Origin of the sequence: Microbacterium sp. NPDC064584 (assembly GCF_040687315.1) — a bacterium.
GTDB classification, from domain to species: domain Bacteria; phylum Actinomycetota; class Actinomycetes; order Actinomycetales; family Microbacteriaceae; genus Microbacterium; species Microbacterium lacus.
In genome coordinates this window covers 648,453-675,359 of record NZ_JBFBMZ010000001.1, presented here as the reverse complement: position 1 = coordinate 675,359, position 26,907 = coordinate 648,453, and the positions used below count along the sequence as shown (strand labels likewise).

Genomic DNA, 26,907 nt, shown 5'->3' with positions numbered 1-26,907 from the left:
GCCGGCTACATAGCGAGTGCGAATCACATGACGAACCCCACTATCACGAGCATCCACGACGTCCTCGATCAGTACCGGAAGGTCGCGTTCGACGAATACGACAAGGGCGCGCACTTTCAGCGGCTGATGCAGGCGTTTCTCCGGACCGAACCGCAGTACGCCGAGTTGTACGACGAGGTGTGGCGCTGGTCGGAGTATCCCGAGCGTGGAACCCGCCCGGATACAGGCGTCGATCTGGTTGCCCGGAGTCGTGACACAGGCGAACTCACCGCGATTCAGTGCAAGTTCTTTGCGCCCACGACCACGGTGACGAAGCCAATGCTCGATTCCTTCCTCTCCGCGTCCGGCAAGATGACCGTCGACTACACACCAGAGTTCGCCTCGCGCCTTGTGATCTCGACGTCAGACACCTGGGGAAAGAACGCCGAAGACGCGATAGTCGGGCAGTCGATCCCCGTTGAGCGTCTTCGCGTGCAAGACCTCGATGACTCGTCGATCGATTGGTCGCAGTTCGTTTGGAACGAGCCTGCGCGACTGGAGAAGAAGCGCCTCAAGACGCCGTTCGACTACCAGCGCACTGCCATCGATGATGTTGTCGCGGGCTTCGCAGACCGTGATCGAGGGAAGCTGATCATGGCGTGCGGCACGGGGAAGACGTTCACTTCGCTGCGCCTCGCGGAGAAGGTCGTCCCGCTCGGCGGCACCGTCCTGTTCCTCATGCCGTCGATCGCTCTGCTCTCGCAGACGCTAAAAGAGTGGACGATTCAGGCAGAGGTGCCGATGCGGTCGTTCGCGGTCTGCTCTGACGTGTCGGTCGGCAAGCGTCGTACCGACGAAGACATCCCCGTCACTGACCTCGCGTTTCCCGCAACAACGAACGCGGCGGCGTTGGCCAAGCAGTTCGACTCCGGCGACGGCTCGGACAAGCTAACCGTGATTTTCTCGACCTACCAGTCACTCCCCGTGATCTCGAAAGCGCAGGCGATGGGACTGCCGGAGTTCGACCTCATCGTGAGCGACGAAGCACACCGCACAACTGGTGCTGCGATGTCAGATGACGACGAGTCGGCGTTCATGAAGGTGCATGACCAGTCGTTCGTGCAGGGCAAGAAGCGCCTCTACATGACTGCTACCCCGCGCATCTTCTCGGACGGCACTCGCAAGAAAGCGGGCGAGATCGGCGCGAAGCTCGCCGACATGGACGACGAAGCGGTCTACGGACCCGAGTTCCATCGACTCGGATTCGGTCAGGCCGTCAGCATGGGACGCCTCACCGACTATAAGGTGCTTGTGCTCGCAGTCGATGAGTCATTCGTCGCGCGCGAGTTCCAGTCGTTGATGTCGCAGGACGGCTACGAACTCGCGATGGAAGACACCGCGAAGATCGTCGGCACCTGGAACGGACTCTCGAAGCGCTCGGTGATCGCCGGTGAGTACGAGGACGACCCATTGCCCATGCAGCGGGCGGTGATGTTCGCGAAGGACATCGCGACCTCTCGCAAGCTTTCGGATGCGTTCCAGCAGGTCGTTGAGGGGGAGATTCACCGGATCGAAGGATCGGGTGAAGACACATCCCGGCTGCTTCACGCAGAAGCGCGTCACGTTGACGGAACGCAGTCGATGCTCGTGCGCAACGAGAAGCTCGACTGGCTAAAGGAAGCATCCCCGGAGTCCACCGTTCGCATCCTGTCGAACGCGAAGTGCCTATCCGAAGGTGTGGATGTCCCCGCGCTCGACGCGGTGATGTTCATGAACCCCCGTAAGAGCGTGGTCGATGTTGTGCAGTCGGTCGGTCGCGTCATGCGAAAGATGGCAGGCAAGAAGTTCGGGTACGTGATCCTGCCGATCGCGATCCCCGGTGGCGTCGAACCCGATGAAGCACTCAACAACAACGACAAGTACCGAGTCGTCTGGCAGGTGCTCCAGGCTCTCCGCGCGCATGATGAGCGGTTCGATGCCGAGGTCAACAAGATCGACCTCACAAAGAAGACCAACCGTCTCATGGTCGACGTGATCGGCGCGGGCGGCGGGAAGAGCGACGACGAAGAGGACTCAGCAACCAAAGGTGCCGACAAAGTGCAGGGCGCTCTGCAGCTTGACTTCTCCAAGATCGAAGCCTGGCGTGACGCGATCCTCTCCAAGATCGTCCAGAAGGTCGGGCAGCGCCGCTACTGGGAAAACTGGGCGAAGGACGTTGGAGATATCGCGCAGGCTCATTCCGAAAGAATCAACGCGCTCGTCAAGGGTGACAACAAGCTGATCCGCGACGAGTTTGAGGCGTTCACCGAAGGTCTTCGACTCAACCTGAACCCTGACATCACCCACGACGATGCCGTGCAGATGCTCTCGCAGCACCTCATCACGCAGCCGGTGTTCGACGCGCTGTTCGAGGGATACGCATTCTCGGAGAACAACCCCGTCTCGCAGGTCATGAACGCGATGGTCAAGGTGCTCGACGGCGAAAACCTTGAGAACGAGACGAACAAGCTTGAGTCGTTCTACGAGTCCGTGCGAGTGCGCGCGACAGGTATCGACGATGCGGCGGCGAAGCAGACGATCGTCAAGGAGTTGTACGAGAAGTTCTTCTCGACCGCGTTCTCCAAGACGAGCGACAAGCTCGGCATCGTCTACACGCCGAACGAGATCGTGGACTTCATCCTCCACAGCGTCGACGACATTCTGAAGGACGAGTTCGACACGTCGATCTCTGATGAGGGTGTGCATGTCCTCGACCCGTTCACTGGCACGGGCACCTTCATCGTTCGCCTGCTCCAGTCGGGGCTCATCAAGCCGCACGACCTGGCACGGAAGTACCGCTACGAGCTTCACGCCAACGAGATCGTGCTGCTCGCTTACTACGTCGCGGCGATCAACATCGAGGAGACGTACCACGCGCTCCGAGGCGGCGAGTATGTGCCCTTCGACGGCATCGTTCTCACCGACACATTTCAGATGTTCGAGGACGACGATGAACTCGACGACATGGGCATCTTCCAAGCGAACAACGATCGCGTGATCGCCCAGAAGGAACGCGATATTCGCGTCATCATCGGCAACCCGCCCTACTCCGCTGGGCAGAAGACGAGCAATGATGCCAACGCGAACAACGAGTACAAGACGCTCGACTCCCGTATTCGAGACACCTACGGCGCTCGATCGAGTGCAACGAACAAGAACCGGCTGTTCGACAGCTACCTTCGGGCGCTCAGGTGGGCGTCTGACAGGATCGGCTCAGAGGGCATTGTTGCGTTCGTCTCGAACGGTGGCTACATCGATTCAAACTCGGCTGACGGAGTGCGGCTCAGCATTGCGGATGAGTTCACGAGCGTCTACATCATCAATCTCCGGGGCAACCAGCGCACATCGGGCGAGCAGTCGAGACGTGAAGGCGGGAAGGTCTTCGGCTCGGGATCACGCGCGACTATCGCCATTGCGCTTTTCGTCAAGAATCCTCAGCAGAAGACGCCAGCGGTTCTCCACTACTTTGACATCGGTGACTATCTCAGCACCGAGCAGAAGCTCGCGAAGTTGCAAACTCTCGGTGCGCTGAGTGGCATTCCTTGGAAGCAGTTGGAGCCGTCAGTCGAGGGGGATTGGCTCGCCCAGCGGAGCGACAAGTTCACCACCTTCACGCCCGTTGCGGCAAAGGATGCGAAGTCCCGAGAACTCCGAGTGCTGCGTCTGCGGTCTACTGGTCTAGGTTCCGGACGGGATGCGTGGGTCTACAACTTTTCACGCGACGAAATGGTCAGCAACGTCGGGCGAATGATCTCAAACTTCAACTTTGAGGTCGATCGATGGGTTTCCGCTGGACGCCCAACCAACATCACAACCTTCTTGAATCGAGACGCGACGTTCGTTAGTTGGACAAGTTCGCTTGAGCCCGACATCAAGAGAGAGCGGCGGGCCACTCTCGATGGCACCGCAACGAAGTATGTCGCCATGTACCGCCCCTTCTCCCTCCAGCATGTCTATTTCGATTCGCAGATGATCCACCGTCGTGCACAGCTCGCCGACGCGTTCCCTACCCCTGCCGCTCAGAACTTAGGCTTTTACACGTCCGGACTCGGAGCGCTAAAGCCCTTCTCTGCGTTGATGGTCAGAGTCGTTCCCGACCTCAACCTGTGGGGTTCTGAAGGCGGTCAGTTCTTTCCGCGATACACGTACCGTGCGGTCGAGAGCGACCCATCGTCGCTCTTCCCAGAGGACGGGACGCTCGGAGTCTTCGACGAGATGGATGGCAAGCTCACCGCTCCGGCGACGCCTGGCTTCGAGCGTGCCGACAACATCACCGACGAGATTCTGACCGACTACCGGCAGTCCTTCGGCAAGGGTGTCTCGAAGGACGACATCTTCTTCTACGTCTATGGGCTGCTTCACTCGCGCGAGTACCGGGCAGAGTTCGAGGCTGACCTCAAGAAGATGCTCCCGCGCATCCCGAAGGTGAAGGCGTTCAAGCAGTTCGTTGAAGCCGGTCGGGCGCTCTCCGAGCTTCATCTGAACTACGAGACCGTCGAGCCATACCCACTGATCGAGAACGTCACGGCGAACGCCTCGCTGCGCGTCACCAAGATGCGTTACGCGAAAGAGGGTCGTCAGGACAACAAGACGACGATCATCTACAACGACGGCATTACGCTCACCGGCATCCCCGAGGAGGCGCAGGAGTACCTGCTTGGCTCGCGCTCCGCGCTCGACTGGATCATCGAGCGGTATCAAGTGAAGACCGACAAGGCATCTGGCATCGTCAACGACCCGAACGCGTGGGGCGACGAGCACGGCGACCCGCGCTACATCCTCGACCTCATCAAGCGAATCACGACGGTGAGCATCGAGACGGTCGAGATCGTCAACGGGCTGCCGTCGCTGGAGATGATCGAATGACGGGCGACCTCGAGAGGTATGTCTAGCCCCGCGGCAGCACCGGGCCGACGAGCCCAGTACGCGTCGGCACGTTAAGGACACGACTCGCTTGCATAAGATCACCGATGTTTCCTCGGCGGCTCGCGCAATCGAGAACGGATCGCCGCTTGTCCTGCGCCAAACTCGGGTTGATCGTGGCGAATGTCAGCTACCCCAGTAGAATCAGGCGCGAGACGGCAGCAACAGGAGGCTACGATGGCGCGCGCGGACCTACTGCTTGACCTCGTCCAGGCAGAGCGCCACGGCGACCGGGAGCGTTTTCGCGCTCTTGTCGAAGCCGTCATCGCGGAAGAGCGTGCCAACCAGCATCATCTGCTGGCAGATCGCCTCTCGGAAGTCATCACAACCTCGGGACATGGCATTGCTCGGGATGAGAAGAGCAACGCAGTTCGGGATCTTCTCCACGAGGTCGTGCCCCAGCGCCGTCTGTCGGATCTCGATCTCGCCCTCGTTCCCGAGCGCACCGTGAGCGAACTTATCGAAGAACAGAAGCGGGCTGATCTCCTCAGAAGCTATGGGATTGAGCCTCGAAATCGTCTGCTTCTTTCAGGCCCACCTGGCAATGGAAAAACAAGCGTCGCGGAAGCGATCGCATCCGAGTTGATGCTTCCCTTCTATGTCGTTCGCTACGAAGGAATCGTTTCCAGCTTCCTCGGTGAAACTGCCGCTCGTCTCGATTCAGCTTTCGAATTTGCCCGCACTCGACGTTGCGTGTTGTTCTTCGACGAGCTCGACACGATCGCGAAAGAGCGAGCTGACGAGCACGAGACGGGCGAGATCAAACGCGTGGTCTCTACACTCTTGCTGCAGATCGACCGACTGCCAGCTCATGTGATCCTCGTGGGAGCAACGAACCATAGCGAGTTGCTGGACCGCGCAGCCTGGCGCCGCTTCCAGATCAGGGTCGATCTCGAAGTACCTAGCCGCACTCGAGCAACGAAATTCCTCGAGCGCCTCGCTGCACGATTCGGTGGCGATCTCGGATTCACTCCGCGAACCCTCGCGGACAAGTTGGCTGGCGCCAGCTACGCGGAACTAGAGGAGTTTGCGCTCGATGTGCGCCGTCGAGCAGTTCTAGCGTTACCTGAGCCGAATCTGCGCGCCATCGTGCAGGAGCGACTTGAACACCGGCGCCTACAGGCCTCTGAATGAGCGGAGAGCCGTACCCGGTACTTGCGCTGCCCTCGCCGCGAGTTGGAAACCGCGGGCGTCAATCACCATCGGTTCCGCCGCGGGTTGTCGGGCCGGCGAGCACAGCACAGGGAGCGCGACTCTCACCCAAGTTCCGTGAGCTCTCAGAGGCGTTCGAGCATCGTCGTGCAGAGCTGACCGCAGAGGTGGCAGACGAGATCGACCCGGAACTTGTCGTTGTGTTCGACCTCGCCGGAAGCGTGCAGGACTTTAAGAATGCGATCGCTTACATCGATGGTCTCGAGTTCTTGGCCGAGCTCCTCGAGGACGAAACCGATGCGGACGACGACTTTCACATGTCGTCGTCCGGAGAGGACCGCCCCGACGACAAGGTCGGCCGATCGCTTTATCTTGTGATGTCAAACAGCGAGGCTGTACGCCAGCTTGTTCGATTGTTTGATCAGTGGGTCGCAGAGCCCGACATGATCTTTGATCGTGGCCTAGCCAAGTTCCGATCGGCCTTCAGCCAGCTGCGCACTATTCGGCGGTGGGGACCTGAAGACCGCATCCGCGAGACCGGCCTGCTCGATGCATGGCGTGAGAGGCTCGAGGTTGTAGGCCATTCGAGTAGCCCTGTCCGGGTCGAGGTCGAGCTTTGGTACCGGCAAGACTCAGCGAGTCGTCGCGCCGCTGAGGCTCATGTGCGAGCGATTACCGCTGACTCGGGCGGACGGATCGTAAGTTCCGCCGAGATCCCCGAGATCGGATACCACGCGATCCTCGCGGAGTTGCCGACGCAGGAAGTTGAGTCTGTGCTCCGCGATGGAGCGGGCGCGATTCGGCTGCTCGGTATGGATGATGTGATGTTCGTCTCCCCCTTTGAACCGATGAGCGTAGGCCCGGCTGAGGTGGAGGCAGGCCCCATCACCGTCACACCCGAGCCCGCCCCAACGCAGGCGCTACCCCGCATCGCCCTTCTGGACGGGCTGCCGGTTGAGAACCACGCCGTCCTTCAGGGGCGGCTGATCGTCGATGATCCAGACGATCTCACACAGGCCTATTCGTTGTCTGCCAGGCACCACGGCACGTCGATGGCGTCTCTCATACTCCACGGCGATCTATCGAACTCATCTGGCCCACTAGACCGACCCTTGTACGTCCGGCCAATCCTGCGACCACACGAGTTCCTTTCCAATAGCGAGCGGATCGTCGGCGACGTGCTGTTTCCTGATCTGCTGCACCGAGCTGTCAAACGTGTCATCGAGGGCGACGACGGGCGACCCGCCGCGGCGCCGAGTGTCCGCGTCTTCAACCTCTCTATCGGAGCCGAAACTCGGGCTTTTGTCCGCCGCATGAGCGCCGCCGGCAGACTGCTCGACTGGCTTTCACTCGAGTACAACGTTCTGTTCGTCGTAAGCGCCGGCAACCACGCACATGAGCTGACGATCACCGCCGAAGAGGCCCAGGATCTAGATCGAGTCAGAGCCGAGGCGCTGAGATCAGCGAAGGCGTCCGCCCGCGTTCGTGGAATTCTCCCACCAGGTGACTCGCTAAACGCGCTGACGGTCGGTGCCACGCACGCGGACGGCGCTGGCGACATCGATGTTCCCGCGACCGCATGGGATCTCGCAATCGCGGGCCTCCCGGCCTTCTACGGAGGCGTAGGCCCGGGGGTTGGTCGATCCGTAAAGCCCGAAATCCACCACACCGGCGGGCGGGCGCTATACGCGAGACCAGTTCAGATTCTCGGAGAAAGCGAGCAGCGGGTAGGAATCATCCAATCGCGCGCCACCGGTCCGGGGGTGAAGGTCGCCGCACCAGGAGTCGGCGGAAGTCTCGACAACTCTGTCTTTACGTTTGGCACGAGCAATGCGACCGCACTCATTACCCGTGAAGCAAGCATGTTGTTCGACCTCTTGGAGGAGGGTGCTTCGACGGGCGACCCCGCATTCCCCGATGCGCTTTACCATCCTGTACTCGTGAAGGCGCTCCTCGTACACGCAAGCGAGTGGGGAGACGGCAACTCGCAGCTTCGGCGCGTCCTCAGCATGGACGCGCTCAAAGCGCGGAAGGAACTCACCGCACTCCTGGGATACGGCGTGCTCAACTCGGACCGAATCGACCGCGACCTCGCCCAAAGAGCGACACTCATCGCGGGCGGCTCCATTGAACGAGATCAGCGACACACGTACGACATTCCTCTCCCGCCCTCGCTTCGACGCCAAGCCGAATGGCACCGATTGACAGTGACGCTCGCCTACTTCGCGCCCACCTCTGGAGCACTCACCCGATATCGCGGAACGAAGGTCTTTTTCGATGCGCCTGAGAAGCGGTTCGCTCTTGGCGACCGGCGCGAAGCGGACTATCACGCCGCGCGCCGCGGGTCGTGTCAACACGAAATTATCGAGGGCGACCGCGCACTTGTTTTCACCGACGAGGAGTCTCTCACCTTGCACATCGATTGCATGAAGGACGGGGCGACGCTCCGACGTGGAAAATCGGTCAGGTATGGACTGGTTGTGTCGATTGAAACCCGGGTGGGCAGCACGGTGGCCGTGCATGATGAGGTTCGCGCAGGACTGCGGACGCGAGTTGCCACTGAGGTCAGGGGACGCGTGGGTACCTGAGACCGGAGTTGCGGGCCGGTCCCGGGCCGGGAACTCGGCTGAAACTGCCCAGCACCAGTCGTCACCAACGAGCACGACATCCGCGGAATCACACGGCAATCGAGCACCAACTGACACCCACAAACCCGTGTCACACAACTGAAAATCGTGAGGTCACGGGATCGACGCCCGTCGGAGCCACTGGGACCCTCGTGTGGCTTCTACGCACGGGGGTTTCTTCATGCCCGATCGCCCGCATCACAGCACCAGCGCGAGGCCGATGAACAGCGGGATGCCGACCGTCAGGTTCAGCGGAAACGTGACGCCGAGGCTCGCTGCGAGCGGATACGCGAGGTTCGCGTCCGGCAGCGACATCCGCACGGCGGCGGGCGCGGCGATGTACGACGCGCTCGCGCACAGCACACCCAGGATCGCGGCACCTCCGGTGTCCAGCCCCGCGGCGGAGCCGACGAGGACCGCGGTGGATCCGACGACGAGGGGGAAGAGGATCGCGAAGGCGATCAGACCCACCGCGCCGGTGCGCAGCGCCCCGAATCTGCGGGCGGCATCGATACCGAGGGCGAGCAGGAAAAGCACGAGCGCGCCGCGGAACGGCTCGCCGAAGAACGGCTCGACGCTCGCGTAGCCGCTCTCGCCGATCACCGCGCCGATCGCGAGTCCGCCGACCAGGAGGAGGATCGACTTCCCGGTGAGGATCTCGTGGATCGTGGCGCCCCACCGCCCGCGCCGCGCGGTGTGCCGCCGGGCGAGGAGAAGACCGATCAGGATGCCGGGAACCTCGAGCACCGTGAGGACGGTCGCCGCGTACGGCGGCACCGCGATCTTCGCGGACTCCAGCGCGACGATCGCGGCGGTGAAGGTCACGAGCGAGGTGGACCCGTAGTGCGCGGCGACCGAGCCGCGGTCCACCGGGCCGAGCGGGGTGAGGACGCGCAGCGCGAGATAGGCGAGGACCGGGGTGACCAGACCGAATGCGATCGCGAGCGCGAGCGGGACCGCGAGGGTGGACGGATCGGTGCCCGCAAGCGCGACTCCGCCCTTCAGGCCGATCGCGAGGAGCAGGTAGATGGAAAGGGTCTGCGTGAACGCGTCGGGGACCTTCAGGTCGGAGCGGATCGCGACCGCCAGAACGCCCAGCACGAATGCGAGCACGGGCGCGCTCAGCAGGCTCGCCATCGTGATCGATGAATCCATCTCCACGCCTCCTTATAGGTGAAGCTTTCTTCACCTATCGGAGGATACATGAAGAATACTTCACCCATTGACCACCCGTGCGAGAGCGGGGGCGAGAATGGAGGCATGTCGGCGTGGACCTTCCTCACCCATCACGCGCACGTGCTCCTGCAGGTGTCCGCGAACCCCGACGCGAGCGTCCTCGAGATCGCCGAAGCCGCGGGGATCTCGACGCGCTCAGCCGTGAAGATCCTCGGCGACCTCGAGGCGGGCGGGTACCTGGAGCGACACCGTCGGGGTCGCCGCAACCACTACGTCGTGCACCCGGAGCGACACCTGCGCCATCCGTCCAATGCGGCGCACACCGTCGGCGAGCTCCTCGAGGCGCTCGGCGACCTGACCTGACCTGAGCCGGCCCGGCGGCGGTCAGCCGGATCGCACCATGCTGAAGACGGTCTGACGGAGCGTCGTCTGCCCGATCGGGACGAGCACGACCTCGGTGTCTTCGGCACCTGTCGTCGCCGTGGACCGCGGCGAGGGATCGATCATCGGCACCGTCACGCGCACGCCGGTGTCGGCCCAGCTCACTTCGCCGCCCGCACGTTCGACCCGCGCCTCGGAGAGTCGCGCCTCCCGCAGCACGAGCGGTGATCGAGCGGCACCGTCGGCGGGCACGATGTCGAGATCGCGCAGGTTGCTCCCGGGATACTGTCGCGTCGCCACGGCCCGATGGACGATCGGTGCGGCGAGCGTGAGCGGGCCGAGCCGGAGCGCGACCCGCCCATCCGCGGTGGGCACCGCGTCGAGCGACTGCGCGAGTGTGAGCCTGACCGTGATCGCATCACCCCAGCGCCCGGTCACCGCGATCGTCATCGCGCGCCGTTCGATCACGACCTCGTCGACACGGGCCGTCACCACGGACGCTTCGCGGCACCAGCCGGGCACGCGAAGCTCGAGGTGAAGACCTCTCCCCCCGCGCTCACCTCGATGTCGACGTCCTCGCCGAACGGGTAGCTCGTCCGCTGTCGCAGTCTCACCTCGCCGTTCCGGCCGGACAGGGTGAGGGTCATCGGCCCGTAGAGCTGGCGCCCGTGGACCCGTCGGTCGTACCGCTGCCCGACGACGTCGCGGTGGCGCTGGACGACCCGGTGCTGCGCGCTGCCTGGAACGCACTGACCCCGGCCGACCGCCGTCAGCGACTCGCGTCGATCGAGTCCGCCGGCCGGCCCGAAACCCGTGCGCGGCGCATCGACGCGGCCCTCCGCGACCTCGGCGCCTGAACTCGCTCAGTCGGTCAGCAGCCCGGAATACTCGGCGAGCGCGCGTCCGTACAGCGGCACGTTCGGCGCGTGGTCCGTGAGGACGAGCCGGAGCGCTTCCGCGTGCCGACCCTGGTCGTGGCGGGTCAGGGCGAGGAAGGCCCGGGCGGCCGGCCCGAGATCGGGATCGTCCACGCGAGTCTGCAGCAGTTCCGCCGCCTCGTCGAACCGGCCGACGTTGCGCAGCGTGCTGCCGAGCTGGATCGCGGCGAAGCCGTCGCGTCCGGCATCCAGGCCCGCGGCGATGGCCCGCTGGTACAGCGGAACGGCCTGCCGCTCATCGCCCAGCATGTCGTGCAAGGACGCGCGCTCGAACAGCGCCGCCGCATCGTCGGCGCCGCGCTCGGCCAGCAGCGGCTCGAGCGCCGCCCACATCGCGTCCGGTCGCTCGTCATCGGCATCCGCCCAGAAGGCCGCGATGCGCTCGTCCCACGTCGCTTCGTCCACGCCTCCACGCTACGCGGCGCCCGCACCGACCCGTGAGACGACAACTGCACGTCGAGACGGTGGGGAAACCCCATGGTCTCGACGTGCAGTTGGAGTCTCAGCGAAAAAGGCAGGCGGGTCAGGCCTCGCGGGTGACGTCGACCTGGATCTCGGCGGCGAGCGCCTCGAGCGCCGCCTGGACGGCGTCGACGTCGACGGATGCCGGCACCCGGGCGCTGATGGAGGCCTCGAACAGCCTGCCGCCGGCCATCGCCGCGTCGTACGTCTCGGTGCTCATCCGCTCGATGCTCAGGCCCTGCGAGCTCAGGGCGGTGGAGACCTCCCGCACGATGCCGGGGCGGTCGTTGCCGAGCACCCGGAACGAGAACTCGCGGTCGGGTGTCGAGACACCCTCGCCGGCACCGGCGTGCGCGGTGACGGTGAGGAGCCCGTCCAGCGCCGAGAGCGCGGCGCGCAGCTCCTCGACGCGGGTCTCGTCGACCGAGACCTGGACGATGCCCGCGAACGCGCCCGCGAGCTCGGCGAGCTGGCTGTTCTCCCAGTTGCCGCCGTGCGCGTCCACGACATCGGCGACGGCGGCGACCAGGCCGGCGCGATCGGGGCCGACGACGGTGAGGACGAGCGTTGTCATGGCCACAGCGTACCCACCGGCCGACTTCCCAGGCAGGCGCAAGATGCGGTCGTACGATGTGCGAGGGGCAGGCGAGCGACATCGCCTCGAAACGGTTGGGGCCGACCAGAGTGACTGATTCCACACGCAGCGGCGCGCGCAGGCGTCGCCCGTCCGCGCGGGTGCGGCGCCGTCGGCGCCTCACCGCCTTCATCTCCGCCCTCGTGCTCGTCGCCGCGCTCGTCGTCACGATCTCGGTGATCGCGCTGAACCGCGGTGGGGCGGATGCCGCTCCCGCGCCGGCCGATGCGACGAGCGATCCGACGCCCGAGCCGACCCAGACCCCGCTCACGGCCGCGCAGCAGCTGCTGGATTCGACCGACGACCCGAACGCGTGCGCCGTGAGCTTCGCCGGCGACGGAGTCGCCGATGCGCCCATGCTCCAGACGCAGGGCGCCCTGTATTCCGGGCTTCCGATCCCCTCTCGCGACGGCATGGTGTTCGCCGGCTGGTACGCCGATCCCGCAGAGGCGGCCGCGTTCAGCATCCCGTCCCGCGTCAACGGCTCCGAGCTCGTCGCGTGCACCGACCAGCAGATCACGCTGTACGGGTCGTGGAAGACACCGGACGAGAACGTGGCGGAGAACGCGCGGATCCCGATCATGATGTACCACCAGTTCACGACGCGGCCCGAGGGCGAGGACGGGTGGCTGCGCGGCAACTACGCGTACATCGGCGACTTCGACGCGCACATGAACCATGTCGCCACCGGCGGATTCTACCTCCCGACGTGGGACGAGCTGAGCGCCTTCATCGACGGCCGGCTCTGGCTGCCCAATCACTCCGTCGTCATCACGGACGACGACGCCGACCAGACCTGGTTCGACCTCGCGGTGCCGGTGATCGACAAGTACAAGCTGCTGTCGACGTCGTTCATGATCACCGCCTACCGCCAGGACCCGGCGCCGAGCCCGTACGTGCTGCGTCGCTCCCACACCCACGACATGCACCAGGCGGGCGCGAACGGCCAGGGTCGCATCGTGAACTGGAGCATCCCCGAGATCGTCGCCGACATGCAGGCCTCCGCCGACGTGCTCGGCGTGAAAGAGGTCATGGCCTACCCGTTCGGGCACTACAACGAGACGGCGAAGGAAGCGCTGCGCGAAGCGGGCTTCGAGATGGCGCGCACGATCGAGCCGGGATACGTCACGATCGGCACCGACAAGCTCGCGCTCCCGGTGGTGCGCGTGAACTACGGCATGAACGTGAACGACATCATCAACCTGATCGGCTGATCGCCCCGTCAGAGTTCACCGGGAGACATCGCCTGCGCATCGAGCTCGTCGACGAAGCGGCGACCGGCGCTCACGGGAGCGCCCGCCTTCCGCGGCGCGTAGACCACGAGTGAGTGGAACACGAAGCGCACGATGAAGGCGACGACGAGCGTGATCGCCGTCGCGATCACGGCGGAGATGTGACCGGTGTTCACCATGAGGGCCACGATGGGGATGCGGATCAGCAGTTCCGCGTTGTTGAAGGTGAACGACTTCGCGAAGCGCGACCAGACGCCGGATGCCGCCCCCTTCATGTCGTGGAAGACGAAGCGCTCCTGCAGCAGGAAGTTGCCGATGATCGTGACCTCGGACGCGACGATCGCGGCGATGAGGTAGTTGACGCCGAGGTGGGTGAGCGCCCACACCAGGGCGACGTTCGCCAGGGCCCCGAGTCCGCCGATCACGGCGAACAGCGACATCTTCCCGAAGCGCAGTGCGGTCAGCTGGGTGAGGAAGTGCAGCCCCTGGCGCACGGAGGCCTTCGAATCCCCCGCGTGACGGTCCGCGAACTCGAACGGCACTTCGGCGACGCGCAGGTTCTTGCGGGCGAGGATCTCGAGCAGGATCTTGAAGCCCCGCGGACGCAGGGTCTCGGCATCCAGCGCCCGCCGGTCGATCAGGAAGAATCCGGTCATCGGATCGCTGACGTCCTTGAGCCGGATGGGGAACATCGCGCGAGTGAGCGCCGTCGAGGCCTTCGAGACCATGACACGGGTGCGTCCGGCCAGGCCCGCCGAGGTCCCGTCGCCGGCGTAGCGGGAGGCGATCACGACGTCGACGTCGCCCTGCAGGAATCTGGCGTAGAGCGCGGGGATCTCCTCGGGGGGATGCTGCAGATCGCCGTCCATCACGAGGCAGGCATCCGCCGCCGCGGCGGCGATGCCCTCCAGGACCGCACCGCCGAGACCGCCGGTGCGCCGCGCGCGGTGGATCAGGCGGACCGGGATCGTCGCCTCCGCCGCGACCGCGGCGATCACGTCGGGAGTGTCGTCCGTGCTGTCGTCGACGAAGACGATCTCCGCGTCCATGCCCGCCGTCTCGGTCGTGACACGCCGAACGAGCTCCGCGATGTTGGGAGCCTCGTTGTAGGTCGGGACGACGATCGAGAGGTGCATGCCGGTCTAATCGTGCCATGCGACCCCGTGCCGGGCATCCGGCCGTCATCCAGGCTGCATGCGGGAGGATGGAGGGATGACTTCTTCACCCTCCTCCCTGACGGTGTTCGGTGCCGACTGGTGCCGCGACTGCATCCGCACCAAGAGCCAGCTCGACGGCCTCGGCGTGGAGTACACCTACGTCGATCTGGTGGCCGAGCCCGCCGCCGCGGACGTCGCCCGCGAGATCTCCGGACGCACGCAGATCCCCGTGGTCGTGTACCCCGACTCGTCGCACCACGTCGAGCCGTCGAACGCCGACGTCGAGTCGAAGCTGCGCGAGCTGTCCCTGATCTGAGCGCACCCCGCTCACTAGGCTGAGCGGGTGAGCGACGGCGTGCAGCAGAACACCCGGACGATCGAAGAGTCGGTCGTCACGGACTTCTCCGACCGCATGAGCTACGGCGGTTACCTCGAGCTGGACACCCTGCTCGCGGCGCAGCATCCGCTGAGCTCCCCGGAGCATCACGATGAGCTGCTGTTCATCATCCAGCACCAGACGACCGAGCTGTGGCTCAAGCTCGTCCTGCACGAGCTCTCCGGCGCGTGCGTCTTCCTGCGCGAAGACCGGCTCGCTCCGGCCCTCAAGTGCATCGCGCGCGTCAAGCACATCCAGCGCACGCTCACCGAGCAGTGGTCGGTGCTCGCGACGCTCACCCCCGCCGAGTACGCGCAGTTCCGCGGAGTGCTGGGCAACGCGAGCGGCTTCCAGTCCGCGCAGTACCGCGCGGTGGAGTTCACGCTCGGCAACAAGAACGCCGCGATGCTGCGCGTGTTCGACGCGGATGCCGCCGCACACGCCCTCGTGCGCGACGCGCTGGAGGCACCCAGCCTGTACGACGAGTTCTTGCGCCTGCTCGCCCGGCAGGGCTACGGCATCCCCGGCTCCGTCCTCGAACGCGATGTCACCAAGGCGTGGACCTTCACCCCCGAACTCGTGCCCCTGTTCGCCGAGATCTATGCCGATCCGCAGACGCACTGGGCCGCATACGAGACGTGCGAGGAGCTCGTGGACCTCGAGGACAACTTCCAGCTCTGGCGGTTCCGGCACCTGAAGACCGTCGACCGCATCATCGGGTTCAAGAAGGGGACGGGCGGCTCGAGCGGCGTGCCGTTCCTGCAGCGGGCACTGAAACTCACGTTCTTCCCCGAGCTGTTCGCGGTCAGGACCGAGATCGGCGGGTGACGGATGCCGCACGCCGATCTCTCCGCCCTGCACGAGCTGCTCGGACCTGATGCCCGGCCGTGCCGGCGCGCGGTCACCGGCGAGCGCGGGACCGCGCTGCCGGCCTTCACCGATCACCACGTGCACACCCACCTGATCGACGAGGCCCCACTGTCCCGTCACGGCATCGCCGCCGTCGTGGACCTCGGCGGAGATCCGATCGCCCTGGCGCGCCGGCCGGGCGGCGGCTTCCCCGCCGTCGCCTATGCGGGGGCATTCCTGACCGCACCGGGAGGCTATCCGGTCGGTCGATCGTGGGCGCCCCCGGAGACCACGCACGAGATCACGAACATTTCGCTCGACGCCGGGGTGCCCGGCGGCGTCGCGACCGCGATCGACGAACAGCACACGTGCGGAGCGTCGGTGATCAAGGTCGCCCTCAACTTCTCCTCGGGTCCGGTGTTCGACCTCGAGACGCTGCAGGCGATCGTCGCCTCCGCGCACGCCCGCGGGCTGCCCGTGGTCGCCCACGTCGAAGGCGAGGGGATGCTGCGCCGCGCGCTCGACGCCGGCGTCGACGCCCTCGCGCACACGCCGTTCAGCGAATGGGCCGATCCAGCGTCGATCGCGCGCGCCCGGGCCATGGGGCAGCGGTGGATCTCCACGCTGTCGATACACGACGGGCCCGGCCGTGAGCGGGCGACGATCAATCTGACCACGTTCGCCGCGGCGGGCGGGCGCGTGCTCTACGGCACCGATCTCGGCAACGGCGACCGTGCGAGCGGCATCCAGCCGGACGAACTGGCCGCGCTGGATTCCGCGGGCGTGCGCGGACCCGCGCTGGTCGCGGCACTGGCCGACCCGTGGCCGCTGCGCGAGGCGCCACACGGTGTCGCGTCGTTCGTGGCGGGAGAGGCACCCGGATCCGTGGATGAGGTCCCCGCCTGGCTGGCCGGTGCCACCGTCGTCCCCACTGAGGAGCTGATCCATGACGACCATCGCTGACGAACTGACCGCCCGGGCGGCCGAGCTCGATGCGGCCGACCCGCTCGCCCCGTACCGCGATGCGTTCATCGGTGCGGAGAGCCCGCTGGTGTACTTCGACGGGAACTCCCTCGGGCGGCCGCTGCGCCGCAGCGCCGAGACCCTCGGACGGTTCGTGCACGAGGAGTGGGGCGGGCGGCTCATCCGCGGCTGGGACGAGTCCTGGATGGAGCTGCCGTTCCGGATCGGCGACGCGATCGGGCGCTCGGTCATCGGCGCGGCGCCCGGGCAGACGGTGATCGGCGACTCCACGACCGTGCTGCTGTACAAGCTCATCCGCGCGGCGTTCGACGCGCAGCGCGCCGCCGACCCCGCCCGAGTCGAGATCGTGATCGACACCGACAACTTCCCGACCGACCGCTACCTCGTCGAGGGCATCGCCGCCGAGCGCGGAGGACGCGTGCGGTGGATCGACGTCGACCGGTCGGCGGGTGTGAGCGCCGCCCAGCTGCGGGATGCCACCGGACCTGCGACGGCCGTCGTCGTGATCAGCCAGATCGCGTACCGCTCGGGGTACCTGGCCGACGCCGAAGCACTCACCCGCATCGCGCACGACGCGGGGGCGCTCATCCTCTGGGACCTGTGCCACTCGGCGGGCTCGGTCGCGGTGCAGGCGGATGCGTGGGGCTTCGACCTCGCCGTCGGCTGCACGTACAAGTACCTCAACGGCGGACCGGGTGCGCCGGCGTTCGCCTACGTCGCCGAGCACCTGCAGTCGCGTCTCGCCCAGCCCATCCAGGGCTGGATGGGCACCGCGGACGTCTTCGCGATGGGTCCCGGCTACACCCCGGCGCCCGGTATCCGGCGCGTCCTCTCGGGCACCCCGCCGATCATCGGCATGCTGCCGGTGCGCGACATGGTCGACCTGATCGCCGAGGTCGGCGTCCCGGCGATCCGCGAGAAGTCCGTCGCCCTCACCGAGTTCGCGATCGCCCTGGCCGACGATCTGCTCGCCCCGCTCGGCGTCACCGTCGCCTCGCCGCGCGATGCCGCCGAGCGCGGCGGTCACGTGACGCTGCAGCATCCATCCATGCGCGACGTGACCGCGCGACTGTGGACGCAGGACGTCATCCCGGACTACCGCGATCCCGGAGGCCTGCGGATCGGACTGTCGCCGCTGTCGACGAGCTTCGCCGAGACCCTCGCGGGCATGCGCGCGGTGCGCGACGCGGTCTCGACCATCACATCGTGAGATCGAGGCGCACCGATGATGGAACTCAGTTCCGCGCCGTAAGCTGAAGGCCCGCCCGAAGGAGAGCGCCGTGTCGTCCAGCGTGAAAGCCCCCGCCCCGTCCACCGAGGCGCTCCCGGACGGTGCCGACCGGCTCGACGCCGCGATCGACGATCTGAGCGCCGGCACGCGGACGTGGTCGCATCTGACCCTCGCGCAACGCGCGCGCCTGCTGGAGCGGCTGCACGCCACCGTGTCGGCGGTCGCGCAGGAATGGGCCGAGACGGCCGCGACCTCGAAAGGACTCGACCCGCGGCATCCGCTGCGTGGCGAGGAATGGCTGAGCGGTCCGTACGCGACGCTCGTCGCCCTCGAGGCCTATCGCCGCAGCCTCGAGGCGCTGGCGAGCGGACGCAGTCCCCTGGACGGCGTGAAGACGGATGCCGCTCCCGGCGGGCGCCTCCGCGCGCACGTGTTCCCGCTCGCGGCGATGGACTCCGTGCTGCTCTCCGGCTACACCGGCGAAGTGTGGTTCGAGGCGGGAGTCACCCGGCACGAGGCGCTCATGGCGGCGGGCCTCGGCCAGCGCCACCCGACGCGCAGCGGCGGCATCGGACTCGTGCTGGGCGCCGGGAACGTCACCTCGATCCCCGTGCTCGACGTCCTGTACGAACTGCTCGCTCACAACCGCGTCGTGATCCTCAAGGTCAACCCGACGCAGGACTCCCTCGTACCGGTGTTCGAGCGCGCGCTCGCCCCGCTCATCGAGCCGGGGCTGCTGCGCATCGTCACCGGCGCAGGCGACGTCGGCGCCTATCTGACGGCCCACCCGCAGGTCGACCACGTGCACATCACGGGGGCCGCCCCCACGTTCGATGCGATCGTGTGGGGCACAGGGGCGGCGGGCAGCCGTCGGCGGCGCGAGAACCGACCGCAGCTGAAGAAGCCCATCACGTCCGAGCTCGGGGGCGTCTCACCGATCATCGTCGTGCCGGGTACCTGGAGCGCGGCCGACCTCCGCTTCCAGGCCGAGCACGTGGTCACGATGCGCCTGCAGAACAGCGGACACAACTGCATCGCCGGGCAGGTCGTGATCCTCAGCGCCGACTGGCCGCAGCGGGCCGCGTTCCTGCGCGAGCTCCGCCGCGCGTTCGATGCGGCGCCGGCACCCCCGGTCTGGTACCCCCGCAGCGACGAGAAGCTCGACACCGCCGCGGCGAGCTACCCGGATGCCCGCCGGTGCGGCGACGGCTCACGCCTCCTGGTCGAAGTGCGAGCCGGTGCGGATGCCGCCGCCCTGGAGACGACGGAGTACTTCGCGCCCGTCCTCGGTGTCGTCGACCTGCCGGGCAACGGACAGGAGTTCCTCGACGCCGCCGTCGCGCACGCGAACGACGCGCTCGTGGGCACCCTCGGTGCGAACGTGCTGATCGATCCGGCGACACAGTCCGCGCTCGGAGACGGATTCGAGCGGGCGATCGCCGAGCTCCGCTACGGCGCGATCGCGATCAACTCGTGGACGGCGTTCGGATTCCTCACCCCGACGCTCACGTGGGGAGGGTTCCCTGGCGCCACCCTGCAGGACGTCCACAGCGGCATCGGCGTCGTGCACAACGCCCTTCTGCTGGACGGCGTGGAGCGCTCGATCACGCGCGGTCCGTTCCGACCGTTCCCCCGGTCGCTGCGGGGGAGCCGTTTCTCGGTCCTCCCCAAGCCCCCGTGGTTCGTCGACGCGCGGACCGGCGCCGCCGTGAGTGAGGGCTTCACGCGCTACCGGATGGACGGCAACCTCGCCCGGCTCGCCGGCACGCTCGTCCAGGCGTTCCGCGCATGAGCGCGCACGACCTGTCCGCCGACTACGTGATCGTCGGTGCGGGCTCGTCCGGCGCTGCAGTGGCCGCGCGGCTGAGCGAAGACCCGGGGGTCTCCGTCCTGCTGCTGGAGGCCGGCGGCCCCGACACCGCGCTCGAACTGCACGTCCCGGCCGCGTTCTCGAAGCTCTTCCGCGGACGCTACGACTGGAACTACGACACCGTCCCCCAGCCCGAGCTCGAGGACCGCACCGTGTTCTGGCCGCGTGGCAAGACGCTCGGCGGCTCGTCGTCGCTGAACGCCATGATGTGGATCCGCGGTTTCGCGGCGGATTACGACGACTGGGCGGAAGTCGCGGGTGACCGCTGGTCGTGGAACGCGCTCGTCCCCTACTTCCGCCGCGCCGAGCGCACCGAGGACGCGACGCACCCGACGCAGGGCACGAACGGGGCCCAGCGCGTCGAGCACCAGCGCGAGCCCCGCGCGCAGACGGCGGCGTTCCTCGAGGCTGCCATCGAGGCGGGGCACGCGGTGACGCCACCGAACCTCCCCGATCATCAGGGCTTTTCGCAGACCATGGTGTCGCAGCACCGCGGCGCGCGGGCCTCGACCGCGGATGCGTACCTCCGTCCCGCGCGCAGGCGCGCGAACCTCCGGGTCCTCACGAACGCATTCGTGCGGCGGGTGACGTTCGACTCCGACGCCGAGGTGCCGCGCGCGACCGGCGTGTACGTCGAGATCGGCGGCATCACCCGCCACGCCGCGGCCCGGCGGGAAGTGATCCTCGCGGGCGGCGCGGTGAACACCCCGCAGCTGCTGATGCTCTCCGGGCTCGGACCCGCCGATCACCTGGCCGATCTCGGCATCCCGATCATCGCCGACCGACCCGGCGTCGGGGCGAACCTGCAGGATCACCTCGTCGCGGGGCTCGCCCCCTCCGCCCACAGCGGCACCCTGTACGGAGCCACACGCGCGGCCGAACTCGCCCGGTACCTCACGACGCGGCGCGGGATGCTGACCTCGAACGTCGCGGAAGCGTACGGGTTCGTGCGCACCGATGTCGCGGACCGCACCGGGATGGCGGCCGAGCTTCCCGATATCGAGATCATCTTCGCGTCGGCGCCGTACGTGGGCGAGGGGCTCGTGCCACCGCCCGCGGAGGGCCTCACGGTCGGTGCGATCCTGCTGCGGCCGCGCAGTCGCGGGACCATCCGCCTGCGCTCGGCAGACCCCGCCGACAAGCCGCTCATCGACCCGCGCTACCTGTCCGACAGCGAGGGGGTCGACCGGGCGACGATGCTCGCGGGGCTCGCGGAGTGCGAGCGACTGCTGTCCACCCCCGCGATGCGTGCTGTGACCACCGGCGGTTGGGTTCAGCCGGAGGGCGGGGAGGACATGACGCCGCACGAGCGCGCCGAACTATCGCTGCGGCGCTACTCCCACACCCTCTACCACCCGGTCGGCACGGCGCGGATGGGAACGGATGCCGACGCGGTCGTGGATCCCGAGCTTCGCGTGCGCGGGGCCGCGGGACTCCGCGTCGCCGATGCGTCCGTGATCCCGTCGCTCATCCGCGGGCACACGAACGCCCCCGCGATCGTGGTCGGTGAGGTCGCGGCCGACCTCATCCGGGGGCGCTGAACCGCGGCATCCGTCCGGGTCAGCCGGCGAAGCGGTCGGTCGCGGCGACGAGCGCCGCGGCGATGCCCGGCTCGCTCGCCGAGTGCCCGGCGTCGTCGACGACCACGAGCTCGGCCTCCGGCCACGCCCGGTGCAGGTCCCAGGCGGTCATGATGGGCGTGCACATGTCGTAGCGCCCCTGGACGATGACGGCGGGGATGCCGCGCAGCGCGCCAGCGTCGGCGATGAGCTGCTCGTCGCGGAACCATCCCCCGTGCACGAAGAAGTGGTTCTCGATGCGGGCGAAGGCGGTGGCCGCCGCGGGCTCGGTCATCGCGGCGACGAGGGCCTCATCCGGGCGCAGGGTGAGCGTGGCGGCCTCCCAGCGCGACCATGCCACCGCGGCCGGAACGTGGACCGCCGGGTCGGGATCGTTCAGCCGCCGGTGGTAGGCCTCGATCATGCGCGAGCGCTCGAGCACCGGGATCGGCGCGATGAAGTCCTCCCACAGGTCCGGGAACACCGCCGACGCGCCGCCCTCGTAGAACCACTCCAGCTCGTGGCGGCGCAGGGTGAAGACCCCGCGCAGGACGAGCTCGGTCACGGCATCCGGATGCGTCTCCGCATACGCGAGGGCGAGCGCGCTCCCCCACGAGCCGCCGAAGACCTGCCACCGGTCGATGCCGAGGTTGCGGCGCAGCAGCTCGATGTCGGCGACGAGGTGCCACGTGGTGTTGTAGCGGAGGTCCGCGCCCGGTTCGCTCGCGTGCGGCGTGCTGCGCCCGCAGCCGCGCTGGTCGAACAGCACGATGCGGTACTTCTCGGGGTCGAACAGGCGCCGGTGCCACGCGGATGTCCCCGCTCCGGGGCCGCCGTGCAGGAACACGACCGGCTTGCCGTCGGGATTGCCGCTCTGCTCCCAATACAGGCGGTGGCCGTCGCCGACCAGGAGCATCCCGGTCTCGTACGGTTCGATCTCCGGGTAGAGGCAGTCGAGCTCATCGGGCTGGGTCATAGATCGCTTCCTGCGACGGCGAACGTGTCGCACGCCGCGATGCCGCCGTCGAGTCCGGTCGAGAACCAGCGCGCGCGCTGCTCGCTGGAGCCGTGCGTCCAGGTCTCGGGGTTCACGGCACCTCCGGACTGCTGTTGGATGTGGTCGTCGCCGACGGTCTGCGCGGCGTTGAGCGCGTCGTTGATCTCCTGCTGGGTGGGCGGCTTCAGATAGGGCACGCCGTTCTCGTCCACCGTCTGGGAGGCCCCGGCGACCCACGCACCGGCGAAGCAGTCGGCCTGCAGTTCGGTGCGGACGCCGTTCGAGTCCTCGCCCGTGCCGTTGTTCGGGTACTGCTGCATGATGCCGGTGATCTGCTGGATGTGGTGGCCGTACTCGTGGGCGAGCACGTACAGCTGCGACAGCGACCCCGCCGTGGCACCGAACTGGTCGCGCAGGAGCGCGAAGAAGGTCGGATCGACGTAGATCGTCTCTTCGGGCGGGCAGTAGAACGGACCGGTCGCGTTGGATGCCGTGCCGCACTGGCTGGAGGTGGACTGGTCGACGATGATGAGCGTCGGCTCGCGGTAGCCCTCGACGTTCTCGGCCCAGAACTGGTTGATGGACAGGGATGCCGCCGCCAGACGGCAGTCATCGCTCGCGTTCGCGTCGGCCCCGGTCTCGCAGTTCGCGATCGCCGTGCCGGTGTCTGCCGGGTTCGGCACACCCCCGCCGCCGAGGAGGCCGGAGATGTCGGTGCCCGTGAAGAGCTGGAACAGCAGCACCGCGATCGCGCCGATGCCCGCGATACCGCCGCCGGCCACCGCGACGCCGGCACCCCGGCGGCGGGCCGAGTTGCCTCCGACGCTCGCGTTGTCGTTGAAGGTCATGGGATCACGGTACCGGTGCCGCCGCGCGCGGTCCGGGAAATCCGCCTGCGACGAGCGGTATTGCTCGGCGCGGTCCGATCCGGTATGCGTCTGCGCGCGGACAGGCGCCGCAATAGGCTCTCGTTCATGGCGACCTCGAGACAGCGCGAGACCACGGTCACGATCACCGGCGCGGGCGGGCAGATCGGCTACGCCCTGCTGTACCGGATCGCCGCGGGCGACATGCTCGGCCCGGACCGGCCGGTCCGCCTCCGGCTCCTCGAGATCCCGCAGGGGATCCGCAGCGCCGAGGGGGCTGCCCTCGAGCTGCAGGACTGCGCGTTTCCGCTGCTGCGTGACGTGGAGATCAGCGACGCCCCGGCCGTCGCGTTCGACGGATGCGACATCGCCCTGCTCGTCGGCGCACGCCCGCGAGGACCCGGGATGGAACGGGCCGACCTCCTCGCCGCGAACGCCGGCATCTTCGGTCCGCAGGGCGCGGCGATCGGCGAGGCCGCTTCCGACGGCGTGCGCGTCGTCGTGGTCGGCAACCCCGCGAACACGAACGCGCTCATCGCCGCGGCATCCGCTTCCGGGATCCCGGCCGACCGCTTCACCGCCCTGACCCGGCTCGATCACAACCGCGCCGTCGGCCAGCTCACCCAGACCCTCGGCGTCCGCGCCGACGAGATCGAGAACGTCGCGATCTGGGGCAATCACTCCGCGACGCAGTTCCCCGACGTCTCCCACGCGCGGGCCCGAGGCGAACGCGTGGTCGACGCGCTCGCCGAACGGCTCGGCGGTGGGGATGCCGCGCAGGCGTGGCTGGATGACACGTTCATCCCGCGGGTCGCGAAGCGCGGGGCGGAGATCATCGAGGTGCGCGGCTCGTCATCGGTCGCCTCCGCCGCGAACGCCGCGATCGAGCACGTGCGCGACGAGCAGGCCGGGACGCCCTGGACGTCGGCGGCCGTCGTCTCGCGCGGCGAATACGGCGTGCCGGAAGGCCTCGTCTGCTCGTTCCCGGTGCGCTCCGACGGGAACGGCTATCGCGTGATCGAAGGACTCGAGGTCGACGCCCGCGCCCGCGCCCGCATCGAGGCCTCCGTGGCGGAACTCGTCGCGGAACGCGATGCCGTCCGCGCGCTCGGGGTGTTCTAGCGGCGATGGAACTGCTTCTCGTCGCAGTCGTCGGCGTCGTGGTGGTCTCCCTCGCCACGGCGCTCGCCCCGCGTGTGGGGATCGCCGGGCCCCTCGCGCTGGTGGCGATCGGCATCGGCGTGAGCCTTCTGCCGTTCGTCCCCGCGTGGGAGATCGACCCCGAGATCATCCTCGTCGGTGTCCTGCCTCCACTGCTGTACTCATCGGCCGTGCAGCTGCCCGCGATCGAGTTCCGGCGTGACTTCCGCCCGATCGCCGGACTCTCCATCCTCCTCGTCCTGGTCAGCACGGCCGCTCTCGCCGTCCTGTTCGGTCTGGTGATCCCCGGGATCGACCCGTACCTGGCGATCGGCATGGGGGCGCTGCTGAGTCCGACGGATGCCGTCGCGACATCGATCGCGAAACGAGTGGGCATCTCCCCACGGGTCGTGACGATGCTCGAAGGCGAGAGCCTGCTCAACGACGCGACCTCGCTCGTGCTGCTGCGCACCGCCGTCGCGGCGATCGCGATCGGCAGCGTCCCGATCGGCGGAGCCGTGATCGATTTCGGATGGGGAGTGGTCGTCGCGATCGTCGTGGGCGGCCTTGTCGGTCTGCTGGCGCTCCGCGTGCGCGCATGGCTCGCCCACTCGGCCGCCAATACCGCGCTGAGCTTCGTCGTCCCCTTCGTCGCCTACCTTCCGACCGAGCAGCTCGGCGGTTCCGGCCTGGTCGCCGCGGTGGTCGCCGGCATCGTCACCGGCCAGGGCGCGGCGAGATGGTTCACGCCGGAGCAGCGCCTGTCGGACGAGCTGAACTGGCGCACGGTGGAGCTCGTGCTCGAGGGCGCGGTCTTCCTGATCATGGGGCTGCAGCTCAAGGAGATCGTGCGGCTCAACATCGAGGACCACCAGGGTCTGTGGCACGGCGCGTGGCTCGCCGGATGTGCACTTCTGGTGCTCATCGCGGTCCGCGCGGCGTACGTCAGCGTGCTGCTGTGGACCCAGGCGCGCCGGGCCAAGCGGATGACCCGCGCACGGGTCGAGGCCTTCGCCCGGCGGATCGACGGGGCCGTCCAGCGGTCGCGCGACACGTCCAGTGGTGGGCCGGATGAACGCCGCGATCGCTGGCTCAGCCGCATGCGCCGTCGTATTTCGCGGACACTCACCGATCTGGACTACTACCAGGCCTCCCCGCTCGGCTGGAAGCACGGTACGGTCATCGTCTGGGCCGGGATGCGCGGCGTGGTCACCCTCGCCGCCGCTCAGACCCTGCCTGCCGGCCCCGAGCAGGCCCTCTTGGTCTTCGTCGCGTTCCTGGTGGCGGTCGGCAGCCTCCTGCTGCAGGGGTTCACCCTCCCGTGGCTCGTCCGCGCCCTTCGCATCGAGGACTCGGCCTCGGCCGGACCGACGGCGGAAGAGCAACGGCGCATCGACGAGGAGATGCGCGTGGCGGCCGCCGCGCACCTCACGACGGGTGACCTCACGAAGCGCGACGGTCGGGCCTTCGACCCGGCACTCGTGGAGCGCGTCGGCTCGCGTCTCACTCAGCCCCCCGACGACGATGTGACCTCGCTCGCCCACGACATGCTCGAGCTGCGTCTCGCGATGATCGGCGCGATGCGGGTGCGATTGAACGACCTCTCCCGTGACGGGACATTCAGCACCGCGGCGCTGCGTCACGCCCTCGCGGAGCTGGACGCCGATCAGCTCAGTCTCGAGCTGAGGCTCGACGACGATTTCTGAGCGGTCACGCGGCGGGCGGCATCCGGGTGAGAATGGAGACCATGAGCGAGAGAGCGGATGCCGCCCGGCAGCGCTCCGCCGCGCTCGACGCCGACCCGCACAGCCGGACCAGCCCGCTGCACCTGCCGCACGAGGCGGCCGAGTGCCCGCAGTGCTTCACCGAGCTGCAGCGCGATCGTGACTGGTGGCTCGCCCGACCGGCGGGATCACGCCTCGTGGGTCTGGTGATCTCCCGCGAGGACATGCCGAGCGTGACCGAGCAGCGCGAAGAGCTCACGCGTTTCGGAGTGCCGATCGAGGGGTTCCGGCATCCGGCCCCGGAGAGGCTCGAGTCGTGGGAGCAACGACTCGTCCGCCTGTTCGGCACCCTCAAGACCGGCGATGTGCTCGTCGTCGCGACCGTGCACGCCCTCGGCCGTGACATCGACGAAGAGACCCGGACCGTCGCCGAGCTGCGGCGGCGCGGAGTCATGGTGAAGGTGCTGAGCCACGGCGGCCGGCACCTCTTCGACGCCGGGCGCTGAGCGGCGCTTCGGGACTCCGCGGGGTCGTTCGTCCGCGAGGCATGCCCCGGCGGCGGCCTTCGGCCGGCGCCCCCGCCAGACCCGATGCCAGCCTCGCGGACGAAC

23 protein-coding genes are annotated in these 26,907 nt (G+C 67.5%); 15 read left to right on the top strand and 8 right to left on the bottom strand.

The features are described 5' to 3' along the window. Nucleotides 1-27: 27 nt before the first annotated feature. The 3 genes from AB0P18_RS03210 (at nt 28) to AB0P18_RS03200 (ending at nt 8,681) form a co-directional block, all read left to right on the top strand. Nucleotides 28-4,884 (top strand): type ISP restriction/modification enzyme, encoded by a 4,857-nt coding sequence (locus AB0P18_RS03210; protein WP_363358903.1) that lies wholly within the window; start codon nt 28-30, stop codon nt 4,882-4,884. Nucleotides 4,885-5,118: 234 nt separating this feature from the next. Continuing rightward, a complete protein-coding gene (locus tag AB0P18_RS03205) occupies nt 5,119-6,075 on the top strand; it encodes an ATP-binding protein (protein ID WP_363358902.1) in 957 nt (318 codons plus the stop codon). After that, nucleotides 6,072-8,681 (top strand): S8 family peptidase, encoded by a 2,610-nt coding sequence (locus AB0P18_RS03200; RefSeq protein WP_363358901.1) that lies wholly within the window; start codon nt 6,072-6,074, stop codon nt 8,679-8,681. Before AB0P18_RS03205 ends, AB0P18_RS03200 begins: the two co-directional genes overlap by 4 nt. A gap of 237 nt (nt 8,682-8,918) precedes the next feature. Here the strand turns inward: AB0P18_RS03200 and AB0P18_RS03195 are convergent, their stop codons facing one another. Continuing rightward, nucleotides 8,919-9,875: a sodium-dependent bicarbonate transport family permease gene (locus AB0P18_RS03195; RefSeq protein WP_363358900.1), complete on the bottom strand. Its 957-nt coding sequence runs from the start codon at nt 9,873-9,875 to the stop codon at nt 8,919-8,921. Between the two features lie 105 nt (nt 9,876-9,980). On the opposite strand from AB0P18_RS03195, the gene AB0P18_RS03190 reads away from it, so the two are divergent. Then, nucleotides 9,981-10,259: a winged helix-turn-helix domain-containing protein gene (locus tag AB0P18_RS03190; RefSeq protein ID WP_344051307.1), complete on the top strand. Its 279-nt coding sequence runs from the start codon at nt 9,981-9,983 to the stop codon at nt 10,257-10,259. Nucleotides 10,260-10,280: 21 nt separating this feature from the next. Here AB0P18_RS03190 and AB0P18_RS03185 read toward each other — a convergent pair whose 3' ends face one another. After that, on the bottom strand, nt 10,281-10,769 hold the full coding sequence (locus AB0P18_RS03185; protein WP_363358899.1) for a hypothetical protein: 489 nt from the start codon (nt 10,767-10,769) through the stop codon (nt 10,281-10,283). Then, nucleotides 10,766-10,924 (bottom strand): hypothetical protein, encoded by a 159-nt coding sequence (locus AB0P18_RS03180; protein WP_363358898.1) that lies wholly within the window; start codon nt 10,922-10,924, stop codon nt 10,766-10,768. Before AB0P18_RS03180 ends, AB0P18_RS03185 begins: the two co-directional genes overlap by 4 nt. A gap of 21 nt (nt 10,925-10,945) precedes the next feature. On the opposite strand from AB0P18_RS03180, the gene AB0P18_RS03175 reads away from it, so the two are divergent. Then, entirely contained in the window at nt 10,946-11,134 is a 189-nt protein-coding gene (locus AB0P18_RS03175) for a YdeI/OmpD-associated family protein (protein WP_363358897.1), read from the top strand. A 6-nt stretch (nt 11,135-11,140) separates the two neighbouring features. On the opposite strand, the gene AB0P18_RS03170 is transcribed toward AB0P18_RS03175, so the two are convergent. Beyond that, nucleotides 11,141-11,620 (bottom strand): tetratricopeptide repeat protein, encoded by a 480-nt coding sequence (locus AB0P18_RS03170; RefSeq protein WP_363358895.1) that lies wholly within the window; start codon nt 11,618-11,620, stop codon nt 11,141-11,143. 118 nt (nt 11,621-11,738) lie between these two features. Continuing rightward, a complete protein-coding gene (locus AB0P18_RS03165) occupies nt 11,739-12,251 on the bottom strand; it encodes an ACT domain-containing protein (RefSeq protein ID WP_344051301.1) in 513 nt (170 codons plus the stop codon). A gap of 110 nt (nt 12,252-12,361) precedes the next feature. Here AB0P18_RS03165 and AB0P18_RS03160 point away from each other — a divergent pair, with 110 nt between their 5' ends. Continuing rightward, a complete protein-coding gene (locus tag AB0P18_RS03160) occupies nt 12,362-13,525 on the top strand; it encodes a polysaccharide deacetylase family protein (RefSeq protein ID WP_344051298.1) in 1,164 nt (387 codons plus the stop codon). An 8-nt stretch (nt 13,526-13,533) separates the two neighbouring features. On the opposite strand, the gene AB0P18_RS03155 is transcribed toward AB0P18_RS03160, so the two are convergent. Beyond that, nucleotides 13,534-14,679 carry a glycosyltransferase family 2 protein gene (locus AB0P18_RS03155; protein ID WP_363358894.1) on the bottom strand — a complete coding sequence of 382 codons (1,146 nt, stop codon included), beginning with the start codon at nt 14,677-14,679 and terminating at the stop codon, nt 13,534-13,536. Nucleotides 14,680-14,755: 76 nt separating this feature from the next. Between AB0P18_RS03155 and AB0P18_RS03150 the strand changes: the two genes are divergently transcribed. The 6 genes from AB0P18_RS03150 (at nt 14,756) to AB0P18_RS03125 (ending at nt 21,551) form a co-directional block, all read left to right on the top strand. Further along, nucleotides 14,756-15,016, top strand: a complete 261-nt coding sequence (locus tag AB0P18_RS03150; protein WP_363358893.1) for a glutaredoxin domain-containing protein — start codon at nt 14,756-14,758, stop codon at nt 15,014-15,016. 27 nt (nt 15,017-15,043) lie between these two features. Then, nucleotides 15,044-15,904: a tryptophan 2,3-dioxygenase gene (kynA, locus tag AB0P18_RS03145; RefSeq protein ID WP_363358892.1), complete on the top strand. Its 861-nt coding sequence runs from the start codon at nt 15,044-15,046 to the stop codon at nt 15,902-15,904. Nucleotides 15,905-15,907: 3 nt separating this feature from the next. Next, nucleotides 15,908-16,888, top strand: coding sequence for a hypothetical protein (locus AB0P18_RS03140; protein WP_363358891.1), 981 nt, complete (start codon nt 15,908-15,910; stop codon nt 16,886-16,888). Next, nucleotides 16,872-18,119, top strand: coding sequence for an aminotransferase class V-fold PLP-dependent enzyme (locus AB0P18_RS03135; RefSeq protein ID WP_363358890.1), 1,248 nt, complete (start codon nt 16,872-16,874; stop codon nt 18,117-18,119). Before AB0P18_RS03140 ends, AB0P18_RS03135 begins: the two co-directional genes overlap by 17 nt. Nucleotides 18,120-18,189: 70 nt before the next feature. Continuing rightward, nucleotides 18,190-19,932 carry an aldehyde dehydrogenase family protein gene (locus AB0P18_RS03130; protein WP_363358889.1) on the top strand — a complete coding sequence of 581 codons (1,743 nt, stop codon included), beginning with the start codon at nt 18,190-18,192 and terminating at the stop codon, nt 19,930-19,932. Further along, a complete protein-coding gene (locus tag AB0P18_RS03125) occupies nt 19,929-21,551 on the top strand; it encodes a GMC family oxidoreductase N-terminal domain-containing protein (RefSeq protein ID WP_363358888.1) in 1,623 nt (540 codons plus the stop codon). Before AB0P18_RS03130 ends, AB0P18_RS03125 begins: the two co-directional genes overlap by 4 nt. Nucleotides 21,552-21,570: 19 nt before the next feature. On the opposite strand, the gene pip is transcribed toward AB0P18_RS03125, so the two are convergent. Both pip and AB0P18_RS03115 read right to left on the bottom strand, forming a co-directional pair. Then, complete coding sequence (gene pip / locus AB0P18_RS03120) at nt 21,571-22,545, bottom strand: prolyl aminopeptidase (protein ID WP_363358887.1); 975 nt, start codon at nt 22,543-22,545, stop codon at nt 21,571-21,573. Then, nucleotides 22,542-23,414, bottom strand: coding sequence for a neutral zinc metallopeptidase (locus tag AB0P18_RS03115; RefSeq protein ID WP_344051279.1), 873 nt, complete (start codon nt 23,412-23,414; stop codon nt 22,542-22,544). Before AB0P18_RS03115 ends, pip begins: the two co-directional genes overlap by 4 nt. Before the next feature lie 126 nt (nt 23,415-23,540). Here AB0P18_RS03115 and AB0P18_RS03110 point away from each other — a divergent pair, with 126 nt between their 5' ends. Genes AB0P18_RS03110 through AB0P18_RS03100 form a run of 3 tightly spaced genes read left to right on the top strand, consistent with a single transcriptional unit; the run spans nt 23,541 to nt 26,802 of the window. Beyond that, entirely contained in the window at nt 23,541-24,554 is a 1,014-nt protein-coding gene (locus AB0P18_RS03110) for a malate dehydrogenase (protein WP_344051277.1), read from the top strand. Between the two features lie 5 nt (nt 24,555-24,559). Continuing rightward, nucleotides 24,560-26,278 carry a sodium:proton antiporter gene (locus AB0P18_RS03105; protein WP_363358886.1) on the top strand — a complete coding sequence of 573 codons (1,719 nt, stop codon included), beginning with the start codon at nt 24,560-24,562 and terminating at the stop codon, nt 26,276-26,278. Between the two features lie 41 nt (nt 26,279-26,319). Continuing rightward, on the top strand, nt 26,320-26,802 hold the full coding sequence (locus AB0P18_RS03100; protein ID WP_363358885.1) for a recombinase family protein: 483 nt from the start codon (nt 26,320-26,322) through the stop codon (nt 26,800-26,802). Nucleotides 26,803-26,907 lie beyond the last annotated feature (105 nt).

What these genes read in the sequence shown, in the direction of transcription:
- AB0P18_RS03210 (WP_363358903.1), top strand. Translation starts at nt 28, where the DNA reads ATGACGAACCCCACTATCACGAGCATCCACGACGTCCTCGATCAGTAC.
- AB0P18_RS03205 (WP_363358902.1), top strand. Translation starts at nt 5,119, where the DNA reads ATGGCGCGCGCGGACCTACTGCTTGACCTCGTCCAGGCAGAGCGCCAC.
- AB0P18_RS03200 (WP_363358901.1), top strand. Translation starts at nt 6,072, where the DNA reads ATGAGCGGAGAGCCGTACCCGGTACTTGCGCTGCCCTCGCCGCGAGTT.
- AB0P18_RS03195 (WP_363358900.1), bottom strand. Translation starts at nt 9,875, where the DNA reads ATGGATTCATCGATCACGATGGCGAGCCTGCTGAGCGCGCCCGTGCTC.
- AB0P18_RS03190 (WP_344051307.1), top strand. Translation starts at nt 9,981, where the DNA reads ATGTCGGCGTGGACCTTCCTCACCCATCACGCGCACGTGCTCCTGCAG.
- AB0P18_RS03180 (WP_363358898.1), bottom strand. Translation starts at nt 10,924, where the DNA reads ATGACCCTCACCCTGTCCGGCCGGAACGGCGAGGTGAGACTGCGACAG.
- AB0P18_RS03165 (WP_344051301.1), bottom strand. Translation starts at nt 12,251, where the DNA reads ATGACAACGCTCGTCCTCACCGTCGTCGGCCCCGATCGCGCCGGCCTG.
- AB0P18_RS03155 (WP_363358894.1), bottom strand. Translation starts at nt 14,679, where the DNA reads ATGCACCTCTCGATCGTCGTCCCGACCTACAACGAGGCTCCCAACATC.
- AB0P18_RS03150 (WP_363358893.1), top strand. Translation starts at nt 14,756, where the DNA reads ATGACTTCTTCACCCTCCTCCCTGACGGTGTTCGGTGCCGACTGGTGC.
- AB0P18_RS03140 (WP_363358891.1), top strand. Translation starts at nt 15,908, where the DNA reads ATGCCGCACGCCGATCTCTCCGCCCTGCACGAGCTGCTCGGACCTGAT.
- AB0P18_RS03135 (WP_363358890.1), top strand. Translation starts at nt 16,872, where the DNA reads ATGACGACCATCGCTGACGAACTGACCGCCCGGGCGGCCGAGCTCGAT.
- AB0P18_RS03125 (WP_363358888.1), top strand. Translation starts at nt 19,929, where the DNA reads ATGAGCGCGCACGACCTGTCCGCCGACTACGTGATCGTCGGTGCGGGC.
- pip (WP_363358887.1), bottom strand. Translation starts at nt 22,545, where the DNA reads ATGACCCAGCCCGATGAGCTCGACTGCCTCTACCCGGAGATCGAACCG.
- AB0P18_RS03115 (WP_344051279.1), bottom strand. Translation starts at nt 23,414, where the DNA reads ATGACCTTCAACGACAACGCGAGCGTCGGAGGCAACTCGGCCCGCCGC.
- AB0P18_RS03110 (WP_344051277.1), top strand. Translation starts at nt 23,541, where the DNA reads ATGGCGACCTCGAGACAGCGCGAGACCACGGTCACGATCACCGGCGCG.
- AB0P18_RS03105 (WP_363358886.1), top strand. Translation starts at nt 24,560, where the DNA reads ATGGAACTGCTTCTCGTCGCAGTCGTCGGCGTCGTGGTGGTCTCCCTC.
- AB0P18_RS03100 (WP_363358885.1), top strand. Translation starts at nt 26,320, where the DNA reads ATGAGCGAGAGAGCGGATGCCGCCCGGCAGCGCTCCGCCGCGCTCGAC.